Here is a 20,474-nt window from a genome sequence, read left to right as displayed (position 1 = left end):
AAAAAAAGAGAGAACGGAATTTCCGTTCTCCCTCAAATTTCACTATCTTATTTTTGTAATAATGCCTTAACGCGTGCGACAACGTTATTAGCAGTAAAGCCGTATTCTTCCATTATCTTTTCGCCTGGTGCTGATGCTCCGAATTTATCGATGGCCAATACATCGCCTTCATCACCAGTGTACTTGTGCCAGCCAAAGGAAGAGCCCACTTCGATTCCTAGACGTTTTTTCACACTCTTTGGCAGGACTGAATTTTTGTATTCCTGGGATTGTTCCTCAAAGCGATCCCATGAAGGCATACTTACAACGGAAACGTGAACGCCTTCGCCAGCAAGGGCTTTTTGTGCTTCAACAGCCAGGCTTACTTCCGAACCAGTTGCTAGCAGAAGCGCATCTGGAGTTTCTCTTTCTGAAGGAGAAATGACATACGCTCCTTTTGAAACTCCTTCGTATGCATTTGTATCGGTACCTTTTAAGGTCGGTAAATCTTGACGTGTCAATACGAGCGCTGTCGGCTTGTTTGTTGACTCAACCGCAAGCCTCCAAGCTGCTGCCGTTTCATTGCCATCCGCAGGACGAATGATAGATAAGCCTGACATCGCCCGTAATGCTGCCAGCTGTTCGACTGGCTCATGTGTTGGTCCATCTTCCCCAACGGCAATACTGTCATGAGTGAAAACATATGTAACAGGTAATCCCATTAACGCGGCAAGGCGGATGGCTGGGCGCAAGTAGTCAGAGAAGACAAAGAAGGTTCCCCCAAAAACTTTTACACCACCGTGCAGTGAAATACCATTCATCGCAGCACCCATTGCAAATTCACGAACACCGAACCAGAAATTGCGGCCTTCATAGGATCCAGGCATATAATCTTTTGTTCCTTTGATCATCGTTTTATTCGAACCGGCAAGGTCCGCTGATCCACCGATAAAAATAGGAAGATTTTTAGCAATACCATTTAATACTTCACCAGAAGAAGCGCGGCTTGCAAGGCTTTTGCCTTCACTGTAAACTGGGATATCTTTATCCCAACCTTCAGGAAGTTCATTATTTAATGCTTGCTCAAGCTGTAAAGCTAATTCAGGATACTCTTTTTTATACTGAGCAAAAAGGTCATTCCACTCTTTTTCCTTTTTCTCACCATTGTCAACGATGAGTTTTTGGAAGTTCTCATACACTTCTTGAGGTACATGGAAATCTTCTTCGAAGGTCCATTTGTAAGCCTCTTTGGTAAGCTTTAATTCATCTGCTCCTAGTGGAGAACCGTGAACACCAGAAGTTCCAGCGCGGTTCGGTGAACCATAACCAATGACTGTTCTCACTTCAATCATCGTTGGTCTGTCTAGATCACTTTTTGCCTCTTCAAGGGCTTTTGCAATTTCTTCTAAATTATTGCCATCTTCCACACGAAGATATTGCCATCCGTATGCTTGGAAACGACCTTTTACACTTTCAGAGAATGATTTATTTAAATCCCCATCAAGAGAAATATCGTTTGAATCATAAAGAACTACTAATCGGCCTAATTTTAAGTGACCTGCAAGTGAGGCAGCCTCAGCAGATACACCTTCCATTAAATCTCCATCTCCGCAAACACTGTATGTAAAATGGTTCACAAGTTCATAGTTATCTTTGTTATAAACGCTTGCGACATGACGTTCTGCCATTGCCATTCCTACTGCCATTGCAATTCCCTGGCCAAGCGGACCGGTTGTTGCTTCTACACCTTCTGTGTGGCGGTACTCTGGGTGTCCTGGTGTCTTACTGCCCCATTGACGGAATTGCTTTAAGTCATCCATTGTTAAGTTGAAACCAGACAAGTGCAGCATGCTGTATAACAATGCTGAACCATGACCAGCTGATAAGACAAAACGGTCGCGGTTAAACCAATGTGGATTCTTCGGATTTTGGTTCATGAAACGAGTCCACAATGTATATGTCATTGGTGCCGCACCCATTGGCATCCCAGGGTGTCCTGAATTTGCTTTCTCGATTGCATCAATAGCAAGTGTACGAATAGAAGTTACAGATAAATCATCAATAGTATTAAACATGAAATACATCCTTTCTTCATAACGAGGATACTAAATACATTATTAATATTATATTGCTCCAGTAATTAATTCAACAAATAGCAACATAATGTGAAATAAAACACATTTTGTTCCTTATTTTTACACAGAAATAGTTATATATGTAAAAAGGAATACAAAAATTGTATTCCTGAATTATTAATGAAGTGTATTTTTTTTCCGGGCCTTAATTTTTTCTGGTGTGACGTCATTTCCTTCTGGATCAATAAACTTTGTATTTGTTAATGTATCAAGCATATTAGAACGAAAAGCTGTCAGATATTCACTTCTTAATTTAGATTGCTCTTTTGCTTCTAGTTCAGTCAATCCCGTTGCCTTTGCTTTTCTTGCCAGTTCATTAATTCTAGCCATTTTTTCTTTTGATAGCATTCAAGCATCTTCCTTTCAACTGATTACATGACACTTGATTTTACTAAAAAAAGGACCTTCTGACAAGGCAAAGGGTCTAGTCCTCTTCTGATTCCCTATATTCTTGATATCTTCTGTGTACGGTTGCTTTAGAAATGCTATAACCAAAACCTCGTAACGTAGCGGCTATTTCGGCAAAGGTCAATCCATTTTTTCTTAACCTAGCAATTTCTTCAACCGGAACTTCAATCTTTTCGCGTCCAGACGCTTCTCCAAGATTTTTTAAATTTTTTTCCGGTTTATAGCCTTGGCTAACCGCTCGTTTCATGCCCCGCTTAATTTTTACATTATGCAGTTTTCGTTGATATTCTTCGACCATACTGACAATTTTCAAAACCATCGAATCCGATTCGGAAAGCTGCAATTCTCCATTATGCGAAATGCTATATAGTTTAATATTTTCTTTGATAATGCAATGCAAGAGCGCAATTTTGGCGTTTCCCCTGCCAAGTCGTGTTTCATCCTGAATTAACACAGCTTGTACTTGATTATCTTTGATTTTTTCTAATAATTGGAGGATCCCATCGCGGTCGAAATCATAGCCGCTTGCCTTTTCTTTAATAATCGAATCGATTTCAAATTGGTACTGTTTTGCAAGTTGTGTCAATTCTTCCTCTTGTCGCGTTAATGATGTTTCTTGTGTTTCTTTATTTGTACTGACACGGCAGTAGATGATTGCTTTCATAAGGTTCCTTTCTAATTCCCGAGGGCACTTGCTAATTCTGTTGTTGAAGATGCAGCCTTTATGCTGACCGGAATGATAATTTCCTCGCCAGGAAAAATTTCTTCCCCTTCTATCTCATTATGTTTTTTTGTCCAGGTAACAAACTCTTCATTTGATAAAGAATGCTGATTCGAAAATTGATTAGAGATGTTCCAAAGTGAATCTCCTTCTGAGATTTTAACCTTTAAATACTGATCAGCGTCTTTCGAATGCTGCTGGAAGGATAATATGATAGCTAGTGAACAGCTTAAAATAATTAGAGTAATAGCATAGGAGTATTTGTTCCATAGTTTCTTCATGAATAACACCTCTTATAGGAATATATGTTCGTTTGATTAATATTATTATAATTCGAACGTTTGTTTGTTGTCAACTATTTTTCGAACTTATGTTTGTATAGATATGGAGAACATGTTATAATAAAGACAACATTAACCAGGCGAGGTGGATTTTATCATGACGAAATTATCAAAGCGGCAGCAGGATATCTTGGATTACATAAAAAGCGAGGTTAAGAGTAAAGGATATCCTCCTTCTGTAAGGGAAATTGGCGAAGCTGTTGGACTAGCATCCAGCTCCACTGTTCACGGTCATTTAGCAAGATTGGAAAGTAAAGGGCTAATTAGACGCGATCCAACGAAACCAAGAGCCATCGAAATTTTGGATGTGGATGAAGATGCACATATCCCAAGAAACAAGGTTGTCAACGTTCCTGTTGTTGGGAAAGTTACCGCAGGTTTACCCATTACTGCTATCGAAAATGTAGAAGAGTATTTCCCGCTGCCTGAAAGTCTAGCCCCCTCTGATGAACAGGTCTTTATGCTCGAAGTCATGGGTGAAAGTATGATAGAAGCCGGGATTCTTAACGGAGATTACGTTATCGTTAAGCAACAGCAAACTGCTAATAACGGTGATATTGTAGTAGCGATGACAGAGGAAGATGAGGCTACATGTAAGAGATTTTTTAAGGAAAAAGACTACATCCGCCTTCAGCCGGAAAATTCTACAATGGAACCGATCATTTTAGGAAATGTTTCGATCTTAGGAAAAGTTATTGGGGTTTATCGACATATTCATTAATACAAAGAGAGCTGGCATCAAATATGCCAGCTCTTTTTGTATCTCTTTTATTGGGAAATTTACTCGGCAATATCATACCCTTAATTAATATATTGAAAATTCAGTATTTATACTCATGCTTATGTTAGTAATATTTCATATAATAAAAATACACCAAGATTTACCTTAGGTCCAAAAATAACAGGCTTAAGGAGTGTGAGAAACAGTGTTACAGGACATTATTTTCTCTTTAGTGATTGGTGGAACGGTTGGGATTATCGGACATGTTCGAAAGCACGGTAAAATCATCATGCCTCGAAAGACAAAAAAGTTCATTTATCTCGGTTTTCTAGAAGAAATGCTTCTAGGTTCAGTGGCCGCCCTTCTCCTTGTGCTGTACACATCCCCAAATTCTTTTGTAGAAAATATTATTTTTTCTATCATTGCCGGGATTGGTGGTGATGCTGTCTTAAATCGATTTAAACTATTAAACCAAGACAGCGAAAAATAAGGATAAAACCACAAAAAACCCCCAGTACCGAAAATGGTACTAGGGGGTTTTCATTATTAATACATGCTCATATATTGGTCACGTTCCCATTGGTGCACGACCGTACGGAACATATCCCATTCAATCTCTTTCGCTTCGACAAAGTGTTCCATTATGTGTTCGCCAAGACCTGATACAATGGCATCGTCAGCCTTTAATAAATCTAATGCTTGCGCTAAGGTTGCAGGAAGATCGATGATTCCTTCTTCAATCCTTTCTTCCTTGCTCATTACATAAATATTGCGATCCACTGGTGCAGGCGGAGTTAATTTATTTTTAATTCCTTCTAAGCCTGCTTTTAGAAGCACGGCCATTGCCAGATATGGATTTGCTGCCGGGTCCACACTTCGTACTTCCACACGTGTACTTAAACCACGGGATGCCGGAATACGGATTAATGGTGAACGGTTTTGTGCAGACCACGCTACATAGCATGGTGCCTCATAGCCTGGTACAAGACGTTTATAAGAGTTTACCGTTGGATTTGTTACAGCTGTAAAGCTTGGTGCATGTTTCAGAATTCCCGCAATGAATTGACGGGCTGTGTCACTCATCTGTAGATCACCGGTAGGATCGAAGAATGCATTTTCTCCGTTTTTAAATAATGAAAGGTTCATATGCATTCCCGATCCATTAACACCAAATAATGGCTTCGGCATGAAAGTTGCGTGCAGGCCGTGTTTGCGGGCAATGGTTTTTACTACAAGTTTGAAGGTTTGAATTTGGTCACAAGCTGTTAGAGCATCTGCATATTTGAAATCAATCTCGTGCTGACCTGGTGCTACTTCATGGTGTGAAGCTTCAATTTCAAAGCCCATTTCTTCCAATTCAAGTACGATGTCGCGGCGGCAGTTTTCGCCAAGGTCGATTGGCGCTAAATCAAAGTAGCCGCCTTTATCGTTTAACTCTAAAGATGGTTCACCTTTTTCGTCTAATTTAAATAAGAAGAATTCAGGCTCTGGTCCAAGATTGAAATCCGTAAAGCCAAGCTCATGCATTTCTGTTAATACACGCTTTAAGTTATTGCGCGGATCGCCGCCAAACGGAGTGCGATCAGAATTGTGAATATCACAAATGAGGCGGGCCACTTTTCCTTTTTCCGCTGTCCAAGGGAAGACAACCCATGTATCTAAATCAGGGAACAAGTACATGTCTGACTCTTCAATTCGAACAAATCCCTCAATTGAAGAACCATCGAACATCATTTTGTTATCAAGTGCTTTTTCTAATTGGCTGATTGGGATTTCCACGTTTTTAATGGTTCCAAGAATATCTGTAAATTGTAAGCGAATAAATTTAACGTTTTCCTCTATTGCCAACTGTTTAATATCTTCTCTTGAAAACTTTGCCATTTTAAATCCTCCAATTTTTATATAAACTTCATTTTCTAATGGAAAAAGCGCGAGATATCACCCTGTCGTAAGGATGAGCGATTCAACCTGCCCGTATGCATTAATTCGTTGCGCAAAAGCTTTCGCAACTGATCATCCGTTAACTCACGTTTTGCCTTTTCCGCTTGCGGCTCTAGCGCTTTAGATTGTTCTTGTTTGACCAAGAATAGTTGCTTAATACCAGCCATATTCACACCTTGGTCAATTAAATCCTTAATTTCTAAAAGCCTATCAATATCATTTAAGCAAAATAGACGCCTGTTCCCCTCGGTTCTTGCTGGAGAAATCAATTGGTGTTCTTCATAGTAGCGGATTTGCCTTGCTGTTAGTTCTGTTAGCTGCATGACAGTTCCGATGGGAAACAGTGGCATCGAGCGGCGAATTTCCTTTCCACTCACCAATTTCTCCTCCCTTTTCTAAATTATATTTTATATTATATTTGGTGGTAGAAAAGATGTCAAATACATGTTAGGTTTTCTAACATGGTTTTTTCAAAAGAAAAAGGACAGCTTGTAAGAAGCTGTCCTCGTCATTTATTTCCCTATTTTAGTTCAATCAAACTTTTTTCAACTAAGTGGTCGATGGCAAGACAAACGGCCATTTTTACGTGGGCGTAGGTTAAGCCGCCTTGAACATAGGCTATATAGGGAGGCCTGAGTGGGCCATCTGCGGTAAGCTCAATACTTGCACCCTGGATAAATGTCCCTGCGGCCATAATGACATCGTCCTCATACCCTGGCATATAGCTTGGATGTGGAGTCACGTAGGAATTAACCGGTGAGGCAAATTGGATTGCTTGGCAAAAGGCAATCATTTGATCCCGGTCATCGAACTGTACCGATTGAATTAAATCTGTTCGCTCCGCGTCCCATCTTGGCGAAGAATTCATTCCTAATTTCTCCAACATTGCTGCCGTAAATACTGCACCTTTTAACGCCTGGCCAACGACATGCGGTGCAAGGAAGAAACCTTGATACATTTCTTGCAGACTGTAGAGAGAGGCACCAGCTTCTGCCCCGATGCCTGGTGAGGTCAGCCGGTAGGAACAGGCCTTCACCCATTGTTTTTTACCGACAATATAGCCGCCTGTCTTCACAATCCCGCCGCCGGGGTTTTTAATAAGCGAACCCGCCATTAAATCCGCTCCAACATGACAAGGCTCCAACTCCTCTACAAATTCCCCGTAACAGTTATCAACAAATACGACGACATCCTGTTTGATTTCTTTCACAAAGGTAATCATTTCGGCTATTTCCGCCACCGTGAATGAAGGTCGTGCCGCATAGCCTTTCGAGCGCTGGATGCCAATCATTTTTGTATTCGGCTTTATTTTCTTAGCGATGGTCTCCCAATCGACTCCACCTTCATTGGTCAATGCCACGCTATCATAAGAAATAGCGAATTCCTTTAATGAGCCAATCCCGTTCCCACGAATCCCGACTATTTCTTCAAGCGTGTCATAAGGTTTGCCCGTTATATAAAGAAGCTCATCCCCTGGGCGCAGCACACCAAATAAAGCGATGGAGATGGCGTGTGTACCGGAAATAATTTGCGGGCGAACAAGACCTGCTTCCCCCCCAAAGACATCTGCATAGATTAATTCCAGTGTATCTCTGCCAATATCATCGTAACCATAGCCCGTAGACGGGATAAAATGGGAATCACTCACTCTTTTGTTTTGAAAACTCTTTAATACACGAAATTGATTTTTCTCAATTCTTTCGTCTATTTTTTTATGTACTTCAGCAATTAATTGTTCTGCTTCTTTTACAATTGGCTGAAGTCGTTCTCCGCTTTTCAACTGTTGAAACATGTTGTTACTCCTATCTACATCTTGAATTTCTGTAATTGCCCTGTTATTTGATGGTCTTCCAGTGAAAAACCTCTGCATTGATAAAGCTGGCTTTCTTCATCAAAGGATAGTTCTCTTAAGATTGTTTCGTTTTTTAATTGGGAAAGCAGCTTTCCCTCAGTCGACGGAACCTGTACCTCATAAGGGTCCATCATTTCCATCACAAGCTTCTCCATTTTCTCCTTTAACGCTTGGCGGTCGTCTTTATCAAAAGCGCTGATAAAAGCAGTAGGAGTATCGGCCGTTGGCACAAAGTCAGGATGCTGAATATCCTTTTTATTATAAACGGTTAATTGCGGGATCTCTTTAATATCCAGATCCTCAAGGAGCTTGTTAACGGTTTTTTCGTGATGAAAATAATCTGGGTTGGACATATCGACAACATGGAGAATTAGGTCTGCTTCTTTAACTTCTTCAAGTGTTGAGCGAAAAGCTGCAATCAGTGTGGTTGGAAGATCTTGAATAAAACCAACCGTATCAGTAACTAGTGATAAAAACCCACTTGGTAAAATTAATTTTCGAGTCATCGGATCAAGTGTGGCAAATAATTGATTTTCCTCATACGATTCAGCCTCGGATAACCGATTAAAAAGCGTCGATTTCCCGGCATTCGTGTAGCCAACAATTGCGACCTGGAAGGCTTTATTTTTCTTTCTTCTTTCCCGGTAGCGGTCACGATGCTGAACAATGACAGAAAGCTGGGTTTTAATATCATCGAGTCTGCGCCGAATATGACGGCGGTCCGATTCTAACTTCGTTTCCCCAGGTCCTCTCGTTCCAATTCCAGCACCCAGCCGTGATAAGGCGGTACCCTGACCGGCAAGGCGCGGCAGTATGTATTGGAGCTGCGCAAGTTCAACCTGCAGTTTACCTTCTTTCGAGCGGGCCCTTTGGGCAAAGATGTCTAAGATGAGCTGGGTTCTGTCAATAATCCGTGCATCTATTTCAGAAGCAAGATTTCTTTTTTGACTTGGAGATAGTTCGTCATTAAAGATGACTATATCTGCCTCGAGTTCTTCAACTAGGGCATTTAATTCTTCCACTTTCCCTTTACCTATGTACGTGGCGGGATGGCGGCGCTCCCGTTTTTGGACGACAGTGATCAACACATCACCCTGTGCAGTTTCCGTTAATGCCGCTAATTCTTCCATTGAATAGCTAAAACGTAGAACATCATCTTTACTAGTTTGACAGCCGACAAGGATTGCTTTCTCTCTCGTTTCTTTTTGTTCCACAAGGCATCCTTCCTTCCTTAAATGCTCTACCACTCATCATAACAAAAAACACCTGCATACTCTAATTTTCCCATGATAAAAATAAATGTTGTAATTTTCCCGCATCATGATAGAATTTTACTGTTTGTTGATTAATTAAATTTCACTATGAATATAGTGTTTTTATTAAATAGATAGCAAGGAGAAATCGGATAAAAAATGACATGGGAAGTTTTAAGTATGATTGGCACAATTGCCTTTGCTGTCAGCGGAGCAATCGTGGCTTTGGAAGAGGAATATGATATTTTAGGCGTTTATATTTTAGGAATTGTCACCGCTTTTGGCGGCGGCGCAATTCGAAACCTGTTAATCGGTGTACCGGTTTCTACCATTTGGGAGCAAGGATTATTTTTTCAAATTGCCTTGCTGTCGATTACAGCTGTGTTTTTATTTCCAACGAATCTGCTCAAACACTGGCAAAAGTGGGGCAGCCTGTTCGATTCGATTGGCCTGTCGGCATTTGCGATTCAGGGCGCTATTTATGCAGCGAACATGAACCATCCGCTCAGTGCTGTGATTGTTGCAGCGGTATTAACTGGCATCGGCGGCGGGATCATTCGTGATTTATTAGCGGGAAGAAAACCGATTGTACTAAGATCAGAAATTTATGCCGTTTGGGCGATTCTTGCCGGGCTTATTATCGGGCTTAAGATTGCATCCCATGCGTGGGAATTGTACACATTATTTATTCTTGTTACTGTGTTACGCGTTCTTTCCTATACTTTTGATTGGAAATTGCCGACCCGAAGGATTGAACATTTATAATATAACCTTTATCCCCTTTTTACTTTAGTAGTATTTTATTTTACTAAAGTAAAAGGGGTTTTTTATAGACCATTTTAGTGGTAATATTTAGATTGTTTGCTAGATTAAGAAAGTCAAGGAGGAGCATCATTGCGTAGATTCAAAATTTCTATTATTATTCTCATTCTTTTATTTTCAGGGTTATCCTTCACGGAAAACGCCAAAGCAGCTTCTTTCATTGTAAACCCTAAACAGGTATACACATACTCTAAAATGGTATCCGATATGAAGAAACTAGAACATACATATCCAAACTTAATAAAGGTAAAAGTGATTGGTAAATCGGAATTGGGACGTAACATCTATGCCCTCTCACTGGGAAATGGGCCGAGTAAAGTATTTATTAACGGCTCTCACCATGCCCGTGAGTGGATGACAACCACATTAAATATGTACATGATGAATCAGTATGCCGATGCTTACCTCAAAAACAAAAAAATTAACGGATATAATCCTCGTGAAATTTTATCCACCACAACAATCTGGTTTGTTCCCATGGTAAATCCTGATGGGGTTACTTTGCAGCAAATGGGATTAAAGGCATTCCCAAAAAGCATGCATAAATCACTGATAACGATGAATAAAGGCAGTAAGAATTTTAAACGCTGGAAAGCAAACATTAAAGGCGTCGACCTTAATAGGCAGTATGATGCCGGCTGGGAAAAGATCCAGGGGCCGAAAAAGCCTAGTTATAAAGACTATAAAGGGAAAGCACCTGCCACAACAGCTGAAACAAAGGTTATCTTAAAATTTGTAAAAGATATTGACCCTGAAATGGCTGTCTCTTACCACAGTACTGGTAAAATCATGTATTGGAATTATAAACAGGATACAAAACGATACAAAAGGGATCTCGTTCATGCTAAAAAGATTGGGAAAATGACTGGATACCGATTAATTTATACTGGGAAGAACCCATCTGGCGGAGGCGGTTTTACCGATTGGTTTGTATCAGTGAAAAAACGGCCAGGTTTTACTCCAGAAATCTCAAAGCCTGTTTATGAATCCAATCCGCCGCTTAGTGAATTTCCAAATGCTTGGAAGGAAAATCAAGCGGTGGGCTTATATGTTGCCGCTGAGGGATCTAAACTATTTAATGAACGAAATTATTCCTCGCTGCAAACAAAATATAAGAATTTACAATCACAGTCTAAAAAGCTTCAACCCTATTATGATAGTAATGTGAAAGGTCAAGCCAATTTAAAAATCGAGAAGAAATTCACCGATCTATACAATAATGTAAAAAACGAAAATCATAAATTGGCACAACAGACTGGAAAGCTTTATTCCAGCTACAGAAAAAAACTTGAGCCATTCCAGAAAGACATCAAATTACAGCTGGGAAATTCAGAGAAATATATTGCCGGAATAACAGCAGGTGAAAAGTTACAATCCTATCAAAAAGCTTATCTTAAACCATTCGAAGATGGGACATTAAACGCTAATACGGCAGCCCAACAACAACAGCTAATCACGATGAAATCAACAACAATGAATGCATTGTCAAAAATGACTAGTCCAAAGGTTAGATCGTTAGCCACTGAAAAGTATATTCTTCCTGCTTCTATTACTGTGGAAAATACCATGTATGAAATTAAACGATTCAACTTAACGGTTCAGATTGAGGAGCAACTGAAATTAGGCGATGTTAATGAAATTAACAAGCAGCTTTTCGTGCTTGAACAAATGGAGACTGAAGCAGTTGCGTTTAAAGAAAACAAAATAAAACTTTTCCCAGGTCAATACAAGTTTTTTGTGCTGACAGAGAAGATGCTTGCCGCTAAAAAGGCAGCCATTGCGGAAGGACTTGACAAATTAATCGTTTCTGAAAATGAAAAAAACCCTCAAGAAGATCCAGCCAATCTATCAGCTGAATAATCAAAAAAAACGGCAGATGGCTAATCTGCCGTTTTTTTTGAAACTAATCCTCATCAAAGATAAGATCATTGCTTCTAAGCGTCATTAATTCATGTCTGTCATAGTTATTTAACATTAGCAGCCTCATTGCCTGGGCCCGGACTGATTTCTCAATGACATTACGTACATACCTGCCATTTGAAAAACTATTGGGATTTAACACTGCCTTTACCCAAATTAAATGATCTCTTAATTTTTTTTCACCCTCGTGGCTCAGAGTATACTCTCTTTCGATCAACATTCTCCCTGCAATGTCCATCAGCTGATTAATATTATAGTCCGGGAAGTCAACGACCAATGGAAAACGAGAATGAAGTCCAGGATTTAATGTTAGGAAGTACTCCATTTCACTGGAATATCCTGCAAGAATAAGAATAAATTCATGTTGTTTATCTTCCATATGCTTAACGAGTGTATCAATCGCTTCCTTGCCAAAATCTTTTTCCCCGCCCCGGCCGAGTGAGTAGGCCTCATCAATAAACAGAATCCCCCCTTGAGCCTTCTTGATTAGATCTCTTGTCTTTTGGGCTGTATGCCCGATATATTCGCCCACGAGGTCAGCACGCTCTGCCTCAATTAAGTGACCTTTGGTTAGAACGCTCATTTTTTGAAATAACTTTCCGATCAGCCTTGCTACCGTGGTTTTTCCTGTTCCTGGATTCCCTTTAAACATCATATGGAGGGCCTGTTTTCTTGCCTTTAAACCCATTTCCTCGCGTTTCTTGTTCACATAAATCCACGCATAAATTTCCTTTATCATTCGTTTCATTTCTTCCATGCCAACCAAGGTCCCGAGCTCCTCCTCAATTTCTATCAGAGCTGAATGCTCAGGGGGAATGACCTTTGGAACAACTTGAAAATCAGGTAGCTCTTTTGATAAAATTTTTTTTTGTGAATTGAGCACAACGCTTATTTGGCCGTTACTTTTCATGCGAATCGGTTGATCCAAAGCTTTCACCTCTCATTCTGCAAACAGTGTACGTAAGTTGGGTGCATAATCCTTCAATCTATATGTATTCAGGTCCCATGAATTTCATTAAAAAGTTTTTTAAAAAATAAAAAGAGCCCATGGGCTCTTTTTAAATGAAGTGGTTTATTGTGCATCCAGGTCAAGCTGTACATTTCTCTGTGGTGCAAAGGTTGAAATGGCATGCTTATATACAAGCTGCTGTTTCCCCTCTGATTCAAAAAGAACTGTAAAATTATCAAAGCCCTTAATTTGGCCTCTTAATTGAAATCCGTTTAACAGGAACACCGTAACATGGATGTTGTCTTTACGGCATTGGTTTAAAAATTGATCTTGGATATTAATCGTCGTTTTCATTTGTATATCCTCCTCTTTTATCTCTACTAACTATGTATTCGATTTTACTTGAAGCTTTCCTTCAACACAATGTGAAATTTTCGTTATTTTTTTTGAGAAATGATTCACATCTGTCATATCAAACCATTGTACCTCCATCTTGTTCCGAAACCAAGTTAATTGCCTTTTTGCATATCTTCTTGAATTTTGTTTTAAATTCGCTACTGCCTCTTCAAATGTAACTTTTCCATCCAAATATTCATATATTTCTTTGTAACCAATTGCTTGTATCGATTGACAATCCCGCAAACCCTGATCATATAGGCCTTTTACTTCCGCTAAAAGCCCAGCTTTCAGCATCAAATCCACCCGCAAATTAATGCGCTCATAAAGATTCTCCCGTTCCATAGTCAAGCCAACGAGCGCCGTATTGTACAAAAGGTCGGGCTGTTGTTTACTTTGGAATTCTTGCATGGTCTTACCTGTAAGTTTGAATATTTCAAGTGCCCGAATGACCCTTCTCACATTATTCGGATGAATTTGCGCGGCACTTCCGGGATCCACCTCCATTAATTCTTTGAACAGTTCTTCATTCCCTATTTCTTTTACCCGTTCCTCAAGCTGTAGCCGTAGCGATTCATCCCCTGGCACATCGGAAAATTGATAATCATAAATGACTGACTGTATATACAACCCTGTCCCACCGACAATAATTGGGAGCTTTCCCCTTTCGGCAATCTCACCTATTTTAGCCCTAACGAGGAGTTGAAATTCAGCAACGGAAAAATTTTCATTAGGTTCCTTAATATTAATCAAATGATGCGGGATACCTTCCATTTCATCCTCTGTTATTTTTGCGGTACCAATATCCATTCCGCGATAGATTTGCATCGAATCACCGCTGATAATTTCACCGTTATATCGCTTGGCCAAATCGATACTTAACCTTGTTTTCCCTACCGCCGTTGGCCCAATAATAACTAATAAATTTTGTTTTGAATCCACTATTTTCACACTGCCTTATCCCATTTTCAGTGAAAGCTTACCTTTGATTCTACTTCCACACCTACATCGTAACACAATTTTGAAAAGCAGTTGAACATCAAACAAGTATATACAAAAAGATTCTATTCTATGCGTTTTTTAGGAATGTTTTTATAATATCCATTTTATCACTGAATATGGGAAATTTTTCACGTAAGTTTACAAATGGATAACGGTTCATTTACAAACGGCTTTTTACCCCCATATTTATGGTAGGCTAAACCGTAGCTTATTCTGAATGAAAAATAATGAAATTAGGTGAAAGACTTATGTTATCTACTTTTGATATAGGAATTGATTTAGGAACGGCAAATATACTAGTTTATAGTAAAAATAAAGGGATTGCTATTAACGAGCCATCTGTTGTGGCCATCGATACGGTAACCAAAAATATTGTCGCCGTCGGTCTAGAGGCAAAAGAAATGATAGGAAAAACGCCTGAAAAAATTGTTGCGATCCGCCCCTTAAAGGATGGCGTTATCGCTGATTATGATGTGACCACAGAGTTGCTCAAGCATATTATGCGCAAGGCCTCTAAAAAGATTGGTTTTGCACTTCGTAAACCAAACGTGATTGTTTGTATTCCATCAGGGTCTACTAGTGTGGAAAGACGCGCCATTCAAGATGCTGTGAGGAATGCTGGTGCAAAAAAGATTAGCTTAATTGAGGAGCCTGTGGCTGCGGCGATTGGGGCAGGTTTGCCCGTGGATGAACCTGTTGCCAATGTGGTTGTGGACATAGGCGGTGGGAATACGGAGGTCGCGATTATTTCCTTTGGCGGCGTGGTTGCCTGCCATTCGATTAAAGTAGGCGGCGATCGACTTGATGATGACATTATTCAACATGTTCGTAAAGAATACAATGTGTTAATTGGGGAAAGATCGGCGGAAAATATCAAAATGGAAATCGGTTATGCGCTTGTTGATCACGAGGAACGTCACATGGATGTCCGCGGGCGCGACCTAGTAACCGGATTGCCAAAAACGATTACATTATCATCCTATGAAATTCGTAATGCGATGAGGGAAGCTCATTTGCATATTCTAGAAGCAATTCGAGCAACGCTTGAGGATTGTCCTGCCGAACTCAGCGGTGACATCGTGGACCGTGGCGTCATCCTCACTGGCGGTGGAGCGCTAATGAACGGGATGGAGGAGTGGCTTAGTAACGAAATCTTTGTTCCCGTCCAACTGGCACCAAGCCCGCTTGAATCCGTCGCGTATGGAACCGGAAAGGCTCTTCAATATATGAGCAAGCTGCAAGCAGCGATGAAATAGCGATAGATTTGACATGATTCTATCATTTAGTTAAAAAAGAGGTTGAAGGATTATCTCCTTCAACCTCTTTTTTTCGTGTCTCGGGCACAATTAATTACATTACCCGTTTAAACATTTTCTCCATCTCATAAACACTGTAATGAACAATAATCGGCCTGCCGTGTGGGCAGGTAAACGGGTCTGATGCCTTCCGCAGATCATCTAGCAGCGCCTGGATTTCATCCGTACGCAAATGACGATTTGCCTTAATCGATGCTTTACAGCTCATCATGATTGCTGCTTCTTCACGAAGCTTTTTAATATCGACTTTTTTCATCGATAAAAGCTGCTCAATCATGTCTTCAATGATTTCTTTTTCTTCCCCTTTTGGCAGCCACTGCGGATGGGAACGGACAATAAAGCTATTCAGTCCGAATTCCTCGAGAAAGACACCTACCTTTTCGAGCTCGTTTTGGTATTCATTTATTTTTAAAAATTCATCCGTTGAATATTCAAACGTTATCGGGACTAGCATTTCCTGGAGCTCCGACTGCACCTGTCCTACTTTTTCACGAAAGTATTCATATTTTAGCCTTTCCTGCGCCGCATGCTGGTCAATGATATATAGGCCATTTTCATTCTGGGCAAAAATATAGGTTCCATGCATTTGCCCGATTGGATATAATCGTGGAATCCTGCTCTCCGTATGAAGATTATCCTCTTCATGGGTTTTTACATTTGGTTCAATCCTAGGTTCACTGGAATCTTCATGTGAATCACTAAACGGGGTAGCAGCCTGCCAATTGAAGGGCTCAACCGCCTCTTCGCTTTCATCCTGAATCGGTAACTTTGTAAAAGGTGTTTCCACTGGAACTTCCAACCATGGACGATTCTCCTGAATGGTTGAAGTTGCTCCTGAAGGTTTCCATCCAAACTCTTTTTTCTCTCTTGATGGTGGTGTTCCTTCATCAAGTACCAATGCAGTCTGCTCATCCTTAGGCGCTTCTTTTTTCACAGCTGTATAGGCTGTCGGAATTAAGATCTTCGATTTAAAAGCCTCTTTAATAATCGTTGTGACAAGCTCATTCAGTTCCGCTTCCTTACTAATACGAACCTCCATTTTCGATGGGTGAACATTGACATCCACGAGCAAGGGATCCATTTCAATATTCAGGAGAACAATCGGAAATCTGCCAATTGGCAGCAAGGTATGGTACCCCTCCTGAATGGCTTTGGCCAGCGGATAGTTTTTTATAAATCGACCATTAATCATCGTCGAAATATAATTTCTTGATGCCCTGGTGATCTCGGGCATGGAAGCAAATCCGGTAATTTTATAATCAAGAGAACGGCCGGTGATCGGAACAAGCTGCTTGGCGATTCCCATTCCGTATATCGATGCCAAAACCTGCCGTACATCGCCGTTCCCGTTCGTTTGCAGCAGTTTCCGCTCGTTATGGATTAAGCGAAAGGCTACTTCTGGATGGGATAGAGCAAGCCGATTGACCAAATCCGTGATATTCCCCAGTTCGGTGTGGATCGTCTTCATATATTTTAAGCGGGCCGGAGTATTGAAAAATAAATCGGTAATCGTGATATCTGTCCCACGTCTGCTTGAAGCTTTTTCAAAGATTTCAACCTTCCCGCCTTCGATAACAACCCGGTTTCCGGCACCTTCCCCCGTAGAGGTCTTCATCTCAAGTCTGGAAACGGAGGCAACGCTTGGCAATGCTTCCCCACGAAACCCGAGGGTCCTGATGCGGAATAAATCATTTTCATCTTTGATTTTGGATGTGGCATGGCGTTGAAAGGCAAGTAATACGTCCTCTTCGTCAATCCCATATCCATTATCGGTAATCCGGATTTTCGCGAGCCCCGCTTCTTCTACCTCAATTTCCACCACGGTGCTGCCGGCATCAATCGCATTTTCAACCAGCTCTTTGACAACAGAGGCGGGGCGTTCGACTACTTCTCCCGCCGCTATTTTATTGGAAAGGGCATCATCTAATTGGATAATCTTCCCCATATTCAATCGCCTCCTTATCACACATTAACCTTTTAATTTTTTGTGCAGCTCATACAATAAATTTATCGCCTGAAGTGGTGTCATCTCTAATAAATCAAGCTCCTTTATTTTTTCCAACACTCGTTTTTCTTTAGAGGAATGCTCATGTCTCTTAGATTCCTTTGGCTCATCAAAGAAAGACAACTGGGCAGGCTGATCCTGTGGCTGTACCTGTGCTTCTTTTATAACTTCAGCTTTCGGAGCGGTTGCAGTCTGAACATCAGTTTGCTCAAGCGCGGTTAAAATTTCATTAGCCCGATGGATTAATTCGGCCGGCAGCTCCGCCAGCTGGGCGACATGAATCCCGTAGCTCTTGTCGGCCGGTCCTTCTTTAATTTTATGAAGGAAAACTACCTTGCTATTATGCTCAATCGCACTGACGTGAATGTTTTTTAACTTCGGCAGTTCTTCATCCAACACCGTTAACTCATGATAATGGGTTGAAAAAAGTGTCTTAGCCCCAATCCGCTTATGAATGTATTCAATAATTGCTTGCGCAAGGGCCATCCCGTCGTACGTCGACGTACCTCGGCCAATTTCGTCAAACAAAATTAAGCTGTTTTTTGTTGCATTTGTTATCGCATTTTTAGCCTCGAGCATTTCGACCATAAAGGTACTTTGCCCAGAAATTAAATCATCGGCAGCACCAATCCGGGTGAATACTTGGTCAAAAATCGGCAATACTGCTTCCGCTGCCGGCACATAACAGCCGATTTGCGCTAAAATTGCCGTCAACGCGATTTGGCGCATGTACGTACTTTTACCGGACATGTTTGGACCTGTAATTAACAAAACTTCGCGGTCGCTGTCCATGAGGCAATCATTCGGAACATACTCTTGGGAGTTAAGTACCTTTTCGACAACCGGATGACGGCCGTCCTTCACAGCTACCCGACCTTCCGCTGAAAATTGCGGTTTCACATAGCGTCGTTCTTCACTGACTTGGGCAAAGCATTGCAGGACATCAAGCTCACTGATTGTTTTCGCTAATGACTGTAAGCGCGGAATTTGTTCCTTAACCATCTCGCGGATTTCGGTAAATAACTCATATTCAAGCTCACCGCATTTTTCTTCCGCTTGTAAAATTAACGCTTCTTTTTCTTTTAAATCAGGCGTAATAAACCGTTCAGCATTTGACAAGGTTTGCTTGCGCTCATACTGCCCTTCTGTTAAAAGATGCAGGTTCGCCCGTGTAATCTCAATATAGTAGCCAAATACGCGGTTATAACCAACCTTCAGCGATTTAATGCCGGTTTTCTCCCGTTCCTCACGCTCTAAGCTCGCAATCCACGTTTTCCCGTTCCTGCTCGCATCCCGATATTGATCAAGCTGGGCATTGTACCCGTCCTGAATCATATTTCCCTCTTTTAAAGAAAGAGGTGGATTTTCAACAATCGCTTGCTCCAAAATGTCAGTGACCTCTTCACATGGATCGAGGAGTTCGGCAATTTCGTTCACCTTTTCATTTTGCATCCCCTGAAGGATTTGTTTTAAAAAAGGCACCTGCATTAACGAGCGCTTTAATTGTACCAAGTCGCGGGCATTCACATTGCCAAAAGCTACCCGCCCTGCTAAGCGTTCTAAATCGTAAACTTCCTTTAGTTTTTCACGCAGCTCCTGGCGCTCAAAATAATGAGCCATAAGGACTTCTACGACGGTTTGACGATGTTCAATTTCAACCTGATTAATTAACGGCCGGTCAATCCAAGCCTTTAGCATACGCGCGCCCATCGCGGTCATTGTCTCATCAAGCAGCCATAATAACGAGCCTTTCTTCCCTTTCGAACGAATCGTTTCCGTTAATTCGAGATTTCGCTTTGAATAGTAATCAATTTTCATATAATGATGAATTTGATAGGTAGCGACGGGCTGGAGATGATCAAGGCTTCTTTTTTGCGAGCGGTATAAATAGTTAAACAGCCTCGCAATAGTCTGCTTTAATTTGTCTTGATTTATCTCTTCAAGCAGATGTGAAAAATTCATATCTATTGAACTATTATCTTCAAACGAGATAGCAAGAACATCGCGTTCACGCATTTTCTTTTGGAGTTCCCCGTCAAAGTTGCCCGCCACGACGACTTCTTTCGCGCTTAAGACAGCAAGCTCATTCAAGACTTCCTCAAAATTATTCGATAATATCGTGACCCGACTTTCTCCTGTTGAGATGTCATTATAGGCGAAACCATAGGTTTGGTCGTCAAAGGCGGTAATCGAGGCGATATAATTGTTCTCTTTGTCATTTAACCCCTTGCCATCCATCACCGTTCCCGGTGTGATAAGCTGGACAACTTCCCGCTTTACCATCCCTTTTGTCAGTTTTGGGTCCTCGGTTTGTTCACAAATCGCTACTTTATAGCCCTTTGCGATTAGCTGTTCGACATAGTTAGCGGCTGCATGGTACGGAACCCCGCACATCGGAATCCGTTCCTCAGTGCCTCCGCCACGGCTTGTTAAGGTTATTTCTAATTCTTGTGATGCCTTAATGGCATCCTCAAAAAACATTTCATAAAAATCGCCTAAGCGAAAAAATAAAAAGGCATCTTGATAATCTGCCTTAACGGTTAAATATTGCTGTATCATCGGCGTATAACCAGCCATAATGACCTCCACGGTTTTAAGTCTTTCGAGTATCTTCGACAAATTATTATACCACAAACGGGTGCTGTCAGGCACCCGTTGATTCCCTGCCAAATTAAAGGGTTTTCGCTAATTTTATTGAAATATAGAGGAATTA

General features: G+C 41.0%; 18 protein-coding genes. 5 read left to right on the top strand and 13 right to left on the bottom strand.

Features of this window, described 5'->3' with window-relative positions:
* Nucleotides 1-47 precede the first annotated feature (47 nt).
* The 4 genes from tkt to yneA all read right to left on the bottom strand — a co-directional run bounded on the left by tkt (nucleotide 48) and on the right by yneA (nucleotide 3,524).
* Nucleotides 48-2,054, bottom strand: a complete 2,007-nt coding sequence (gene tkt, locus BSO02S_RS15220) for a transketolase (RefSeq protein ID WP_066068946.1) — start codon at nucleotides 2,052-2,054, stop codon at nucleotides 48-50.
* Between the two features lie 177 nt (nucleotides 2,055-2,231).
* The gene (locus BSO02S_RS15215) at nucleotides 2,232-2,462 is read right to left on the bottom strand and encodes a DUF896 domain-containing protein (RefSeq protein ID WP_066068943.1); all 231 of its coding nucleotides are present in this window, start codon (nucleotides 2,460-2,462) and stop codon (nucleotides 2,232-2,234) included.
* 76 nt (nucleotides 2,463-2,538) lie between these two features.
* Nucleotides 2,539-3,186, bottom strand: coding sequence for a YneB family resolvase-like protein (locus BSO02S_RS15210; RefSeq protein ID WP_066068940.1), 648 nt, complete (start codon nucleotides 3,184-3,186; stop codon nucleotides 2,539-2,541).
* Nucleotides 3,187-3,197: 11 nt separating this feature from the next.
* Entirely contained in the window at nucleotides 3,198-3,524 is a 327-nt protein-coding gene (gene yneA, locus BSO02S_RS15205) for a cell division suppressor protein YneA (protein WP_066068937.1), read from the bottom strand.
* 157 nt (nucleotides 3,525-3,681) lie between these two features.
* Between yneA and lexA the strand changes: the two genes are divergently transcribed.
* Together lexA and BSO02S_RS15195 are read left to right on the top strand one after the other, a co-directional pair.
* Nucleotides 3,682-4,305, top strand: coding sequence for a transcriptional repressor LexA (lexA, locus tag BSO02S_RS15200; protein ID WP_066068934.1), 624 nt, complete (start codon nucleotides 3,682-3,684; stop codon nucleotides 4,303-4,305).
* Between the two features lie 205 nt (nucleotides 4,306-4,510).
* A complete protein-coding gene (locus BSO02S_RS15195; RefSeq protein WP_066068931.1) occupies nucleotides 4,511-4,795 on the top strand; it encodes a DUF4257 domain-containing protein in 285 nt (94 codons plus the stop codon).
* Nucleotides 4,796-4,851: 56 nt separating this feature from the next.
* Here BSO02S_RS15195 and glnA read toward each other — a convergent pair whose 3' ends face one another.
* The 4 genes from glnA to hflX all read right to left on the bottom strand — a co-directional run bounded on the left by glnA (nucleotide 4,852) and on the right by hflX (nucleotide 9,312).
* Nucleotides 4,852-6,186, bottom strand: coding sequence for a type I glutamate--ammonia ligase (gene glnA, locus BSO02S_RS15190; RefSeq protein ID WP_066068930.1), 1,335 nt, complete (start codon nucleotides 6,184-6,186; stop codon nucleotides 4,852-4,854).
* Nucleotides 6,187-6,221: 35 nt separating this feature from the next.
* Nucleotides 6,222-6,596: a MerR family transcriptional regulator gene (locus tag BSO02S_RS15185; protein ID WP_169802756.1), complete on the bottom strand. Its 375-nt coding sequence runs from the start codon at nucleotides 6,594-6,596 to the stop codon at nucleotides 6,222-6,224.
* 170 nt (nucleotides 6,597-6,766) lie between these two features.
* Nucleotides 6,767-8,038: a methionine gamma-lyase family protein gene (locus tag BSO02S_RS15180; protein WP_066068922.1), complete on the bottom strand. Its 1,272-nt coding sequence runs from the start codon at nucleotides 8,036-8,038 to the stop codon at nucleotides 6,767-6,769.
* A 14-nt stretch (nucleotides 8,039-8,052) separates the two neighbouring features.
* On the bottom strand, nucleotides 8,053-9,312 hold the full coding sequence (gene hflX, locus BSO02S_RS15175; protein WP_066068917.1) for a GTPase HflX: 1,260 nt from the start codon (nucleotides 9,310-9,312) through the stop codon (nucleotides 8,053-8,055).
* Between the two features lie 198 nt (nucleotides 9,313-9,510).
* Here hflX and BSO02S_RS15170 point away from each other — a divergent pair, with 198 nt between their 5' ends.
* A complete protein-coding gene (locus BSO02S_RS15170) occupies nucleotides 9,511-10,116 on the top strand; it encodes a trimeric intracellular cation channel family protein (protein ID WP_066068913.1) in 606 nt (201 codons plus the stop codon).
* 129 nt (nucleotides 10,117-10,245) lie between these two features.
* Complete coding sequence (locus BSO02S_RS15165) at nucleotides 10,246-12,033, top strand: M14 family zinc carboxypeptidase (protein ID WP_169802754.1); 1,788 nt, start codon at nucleotides 10,246-10,248, stop codon at nucleotides 12,031-12,033.
* A 43-nt stretch (nucleotides 12,034-12,076) separates the two neighbouring features.
* Here BSO02S_RS15165 and spoVK read toward each other — a convergent pair whose 3' ends face one another.
* The 3 genes from spoVK to miaA all read right to left on the bottom strand — a co-directional run bounded on the left by spoVK (nucleotide 12,077) and on the right by miaA (nucleotide 14,380).
* Complete coding sequence (spoVK, locus tag BSO02S_RS15160) at nucleotides 12,077-13,021, bottom strand: stage V sporulation protein K (protein WP_066068911.1); 945 nt, start codon at nucleotides 13,019-13,021, stop codon at nucleotides 12,077-12,079.
* Nucleotides 13,022-13,165: 144 nt separating this feature from the next.
* Complete coding sequence (gene hfq, locus BSO02S_RS15155) at nucleotides 13,166-13,396, bottom strand: RNA chaperone Hfq (protein WP_066068908.1); 231 nt, start codon at nucleotides 13,394-13,396, stop codon at nucleotides 13,166-13,168.
* A gap of 30 nt (nucleotides 13,397-13,426) precedes the next feature.
* The gene (gene miaA / locus BSO02S_RS15150; RefSeq protein ID WP_066068951.1) at nucleotides 13,427-14,380 is read right to left on the bottom strand and encodes a tRNA (adenosine(37)-N6)-dimethylallyltransferase MiaA; all 954 of its coding nucleotides are present in this window, start codon (nucleotides 14,378-14,380) and stop codon (nucleotides 13,427-13,429) included.
* A gap of 308 nt (nucleotides 14,381-14,688) precedes the next feature.
* Here miaA and mreBH point away from each other — a divergent pair, with 308 nt between their 5' ends.
* Nucleotides 14,689-15,696 carry a rod-share determining protein MreBH gene (mreBH, locus tag BSO02S_RS15145; protein ID WP_066068905.1) on the top strand — a complete coding sequence of 336 codons (1,008 nt, stop codon included), beginning with the start codon at nucleotides 14,689-14,691 and terminating at the stop codon, nucleotides 15,694-15,696.
* 94 nt (nucleotides 15,697-15,790) lie between these two features.
* On the opposite strand, the gene mutL is transcribed toward mreBH, so the two are convergent.
* Together mutL and mutS are read right to left on the bottom strand one after the other, a co-directional pair.
* The gene (mutL, locus tag BSO02S_RS15140) at nucleotides 15,791-17,701 is read right to left on the bottom strand and encodes a DNA mismatch repair endonuclease MutL (protein ID WP_066068902.1); all 1,911 of its coding nucleotides are present in this window, start codon (nucleotides 17,699-17,701) and stop codon (nucleotides 15,791-15,793) included.
* Nucleotides 17,702-17,725: 24 nt separating this feature from the next.
* Nucleotides 17,726-20,338, bottom strand: a complete 2,613-nt coding sequence (gene mutS / locus BSO02S_RS15135; RefSeq protein WP_174524248.1) for a DNA mismatch repair protein MutS — start codon at nucleotides 20,336-20,338, stop codon at nucleotides 17,726-17,728.
* Nucleotides 20,339-20,474: the final 136 nt, after the last annotated feature.

Origin of the sequence: Neobacillus soli NBRC 102451 (genome assembly GCF_001591665.1) — a bacterium.
In the GTDB taxonomy this organism is placed as follows: domain Bacteria; phylum Bacillota; class Bacilli; order Bacillales; family Cytobacillaceae; genus Neobacillus; species Neobacillus soli.
Note: the sequence above shows the minus strand (reverse complement) of the source record. Positions and strands in the feature narration are given on the sequence as shown.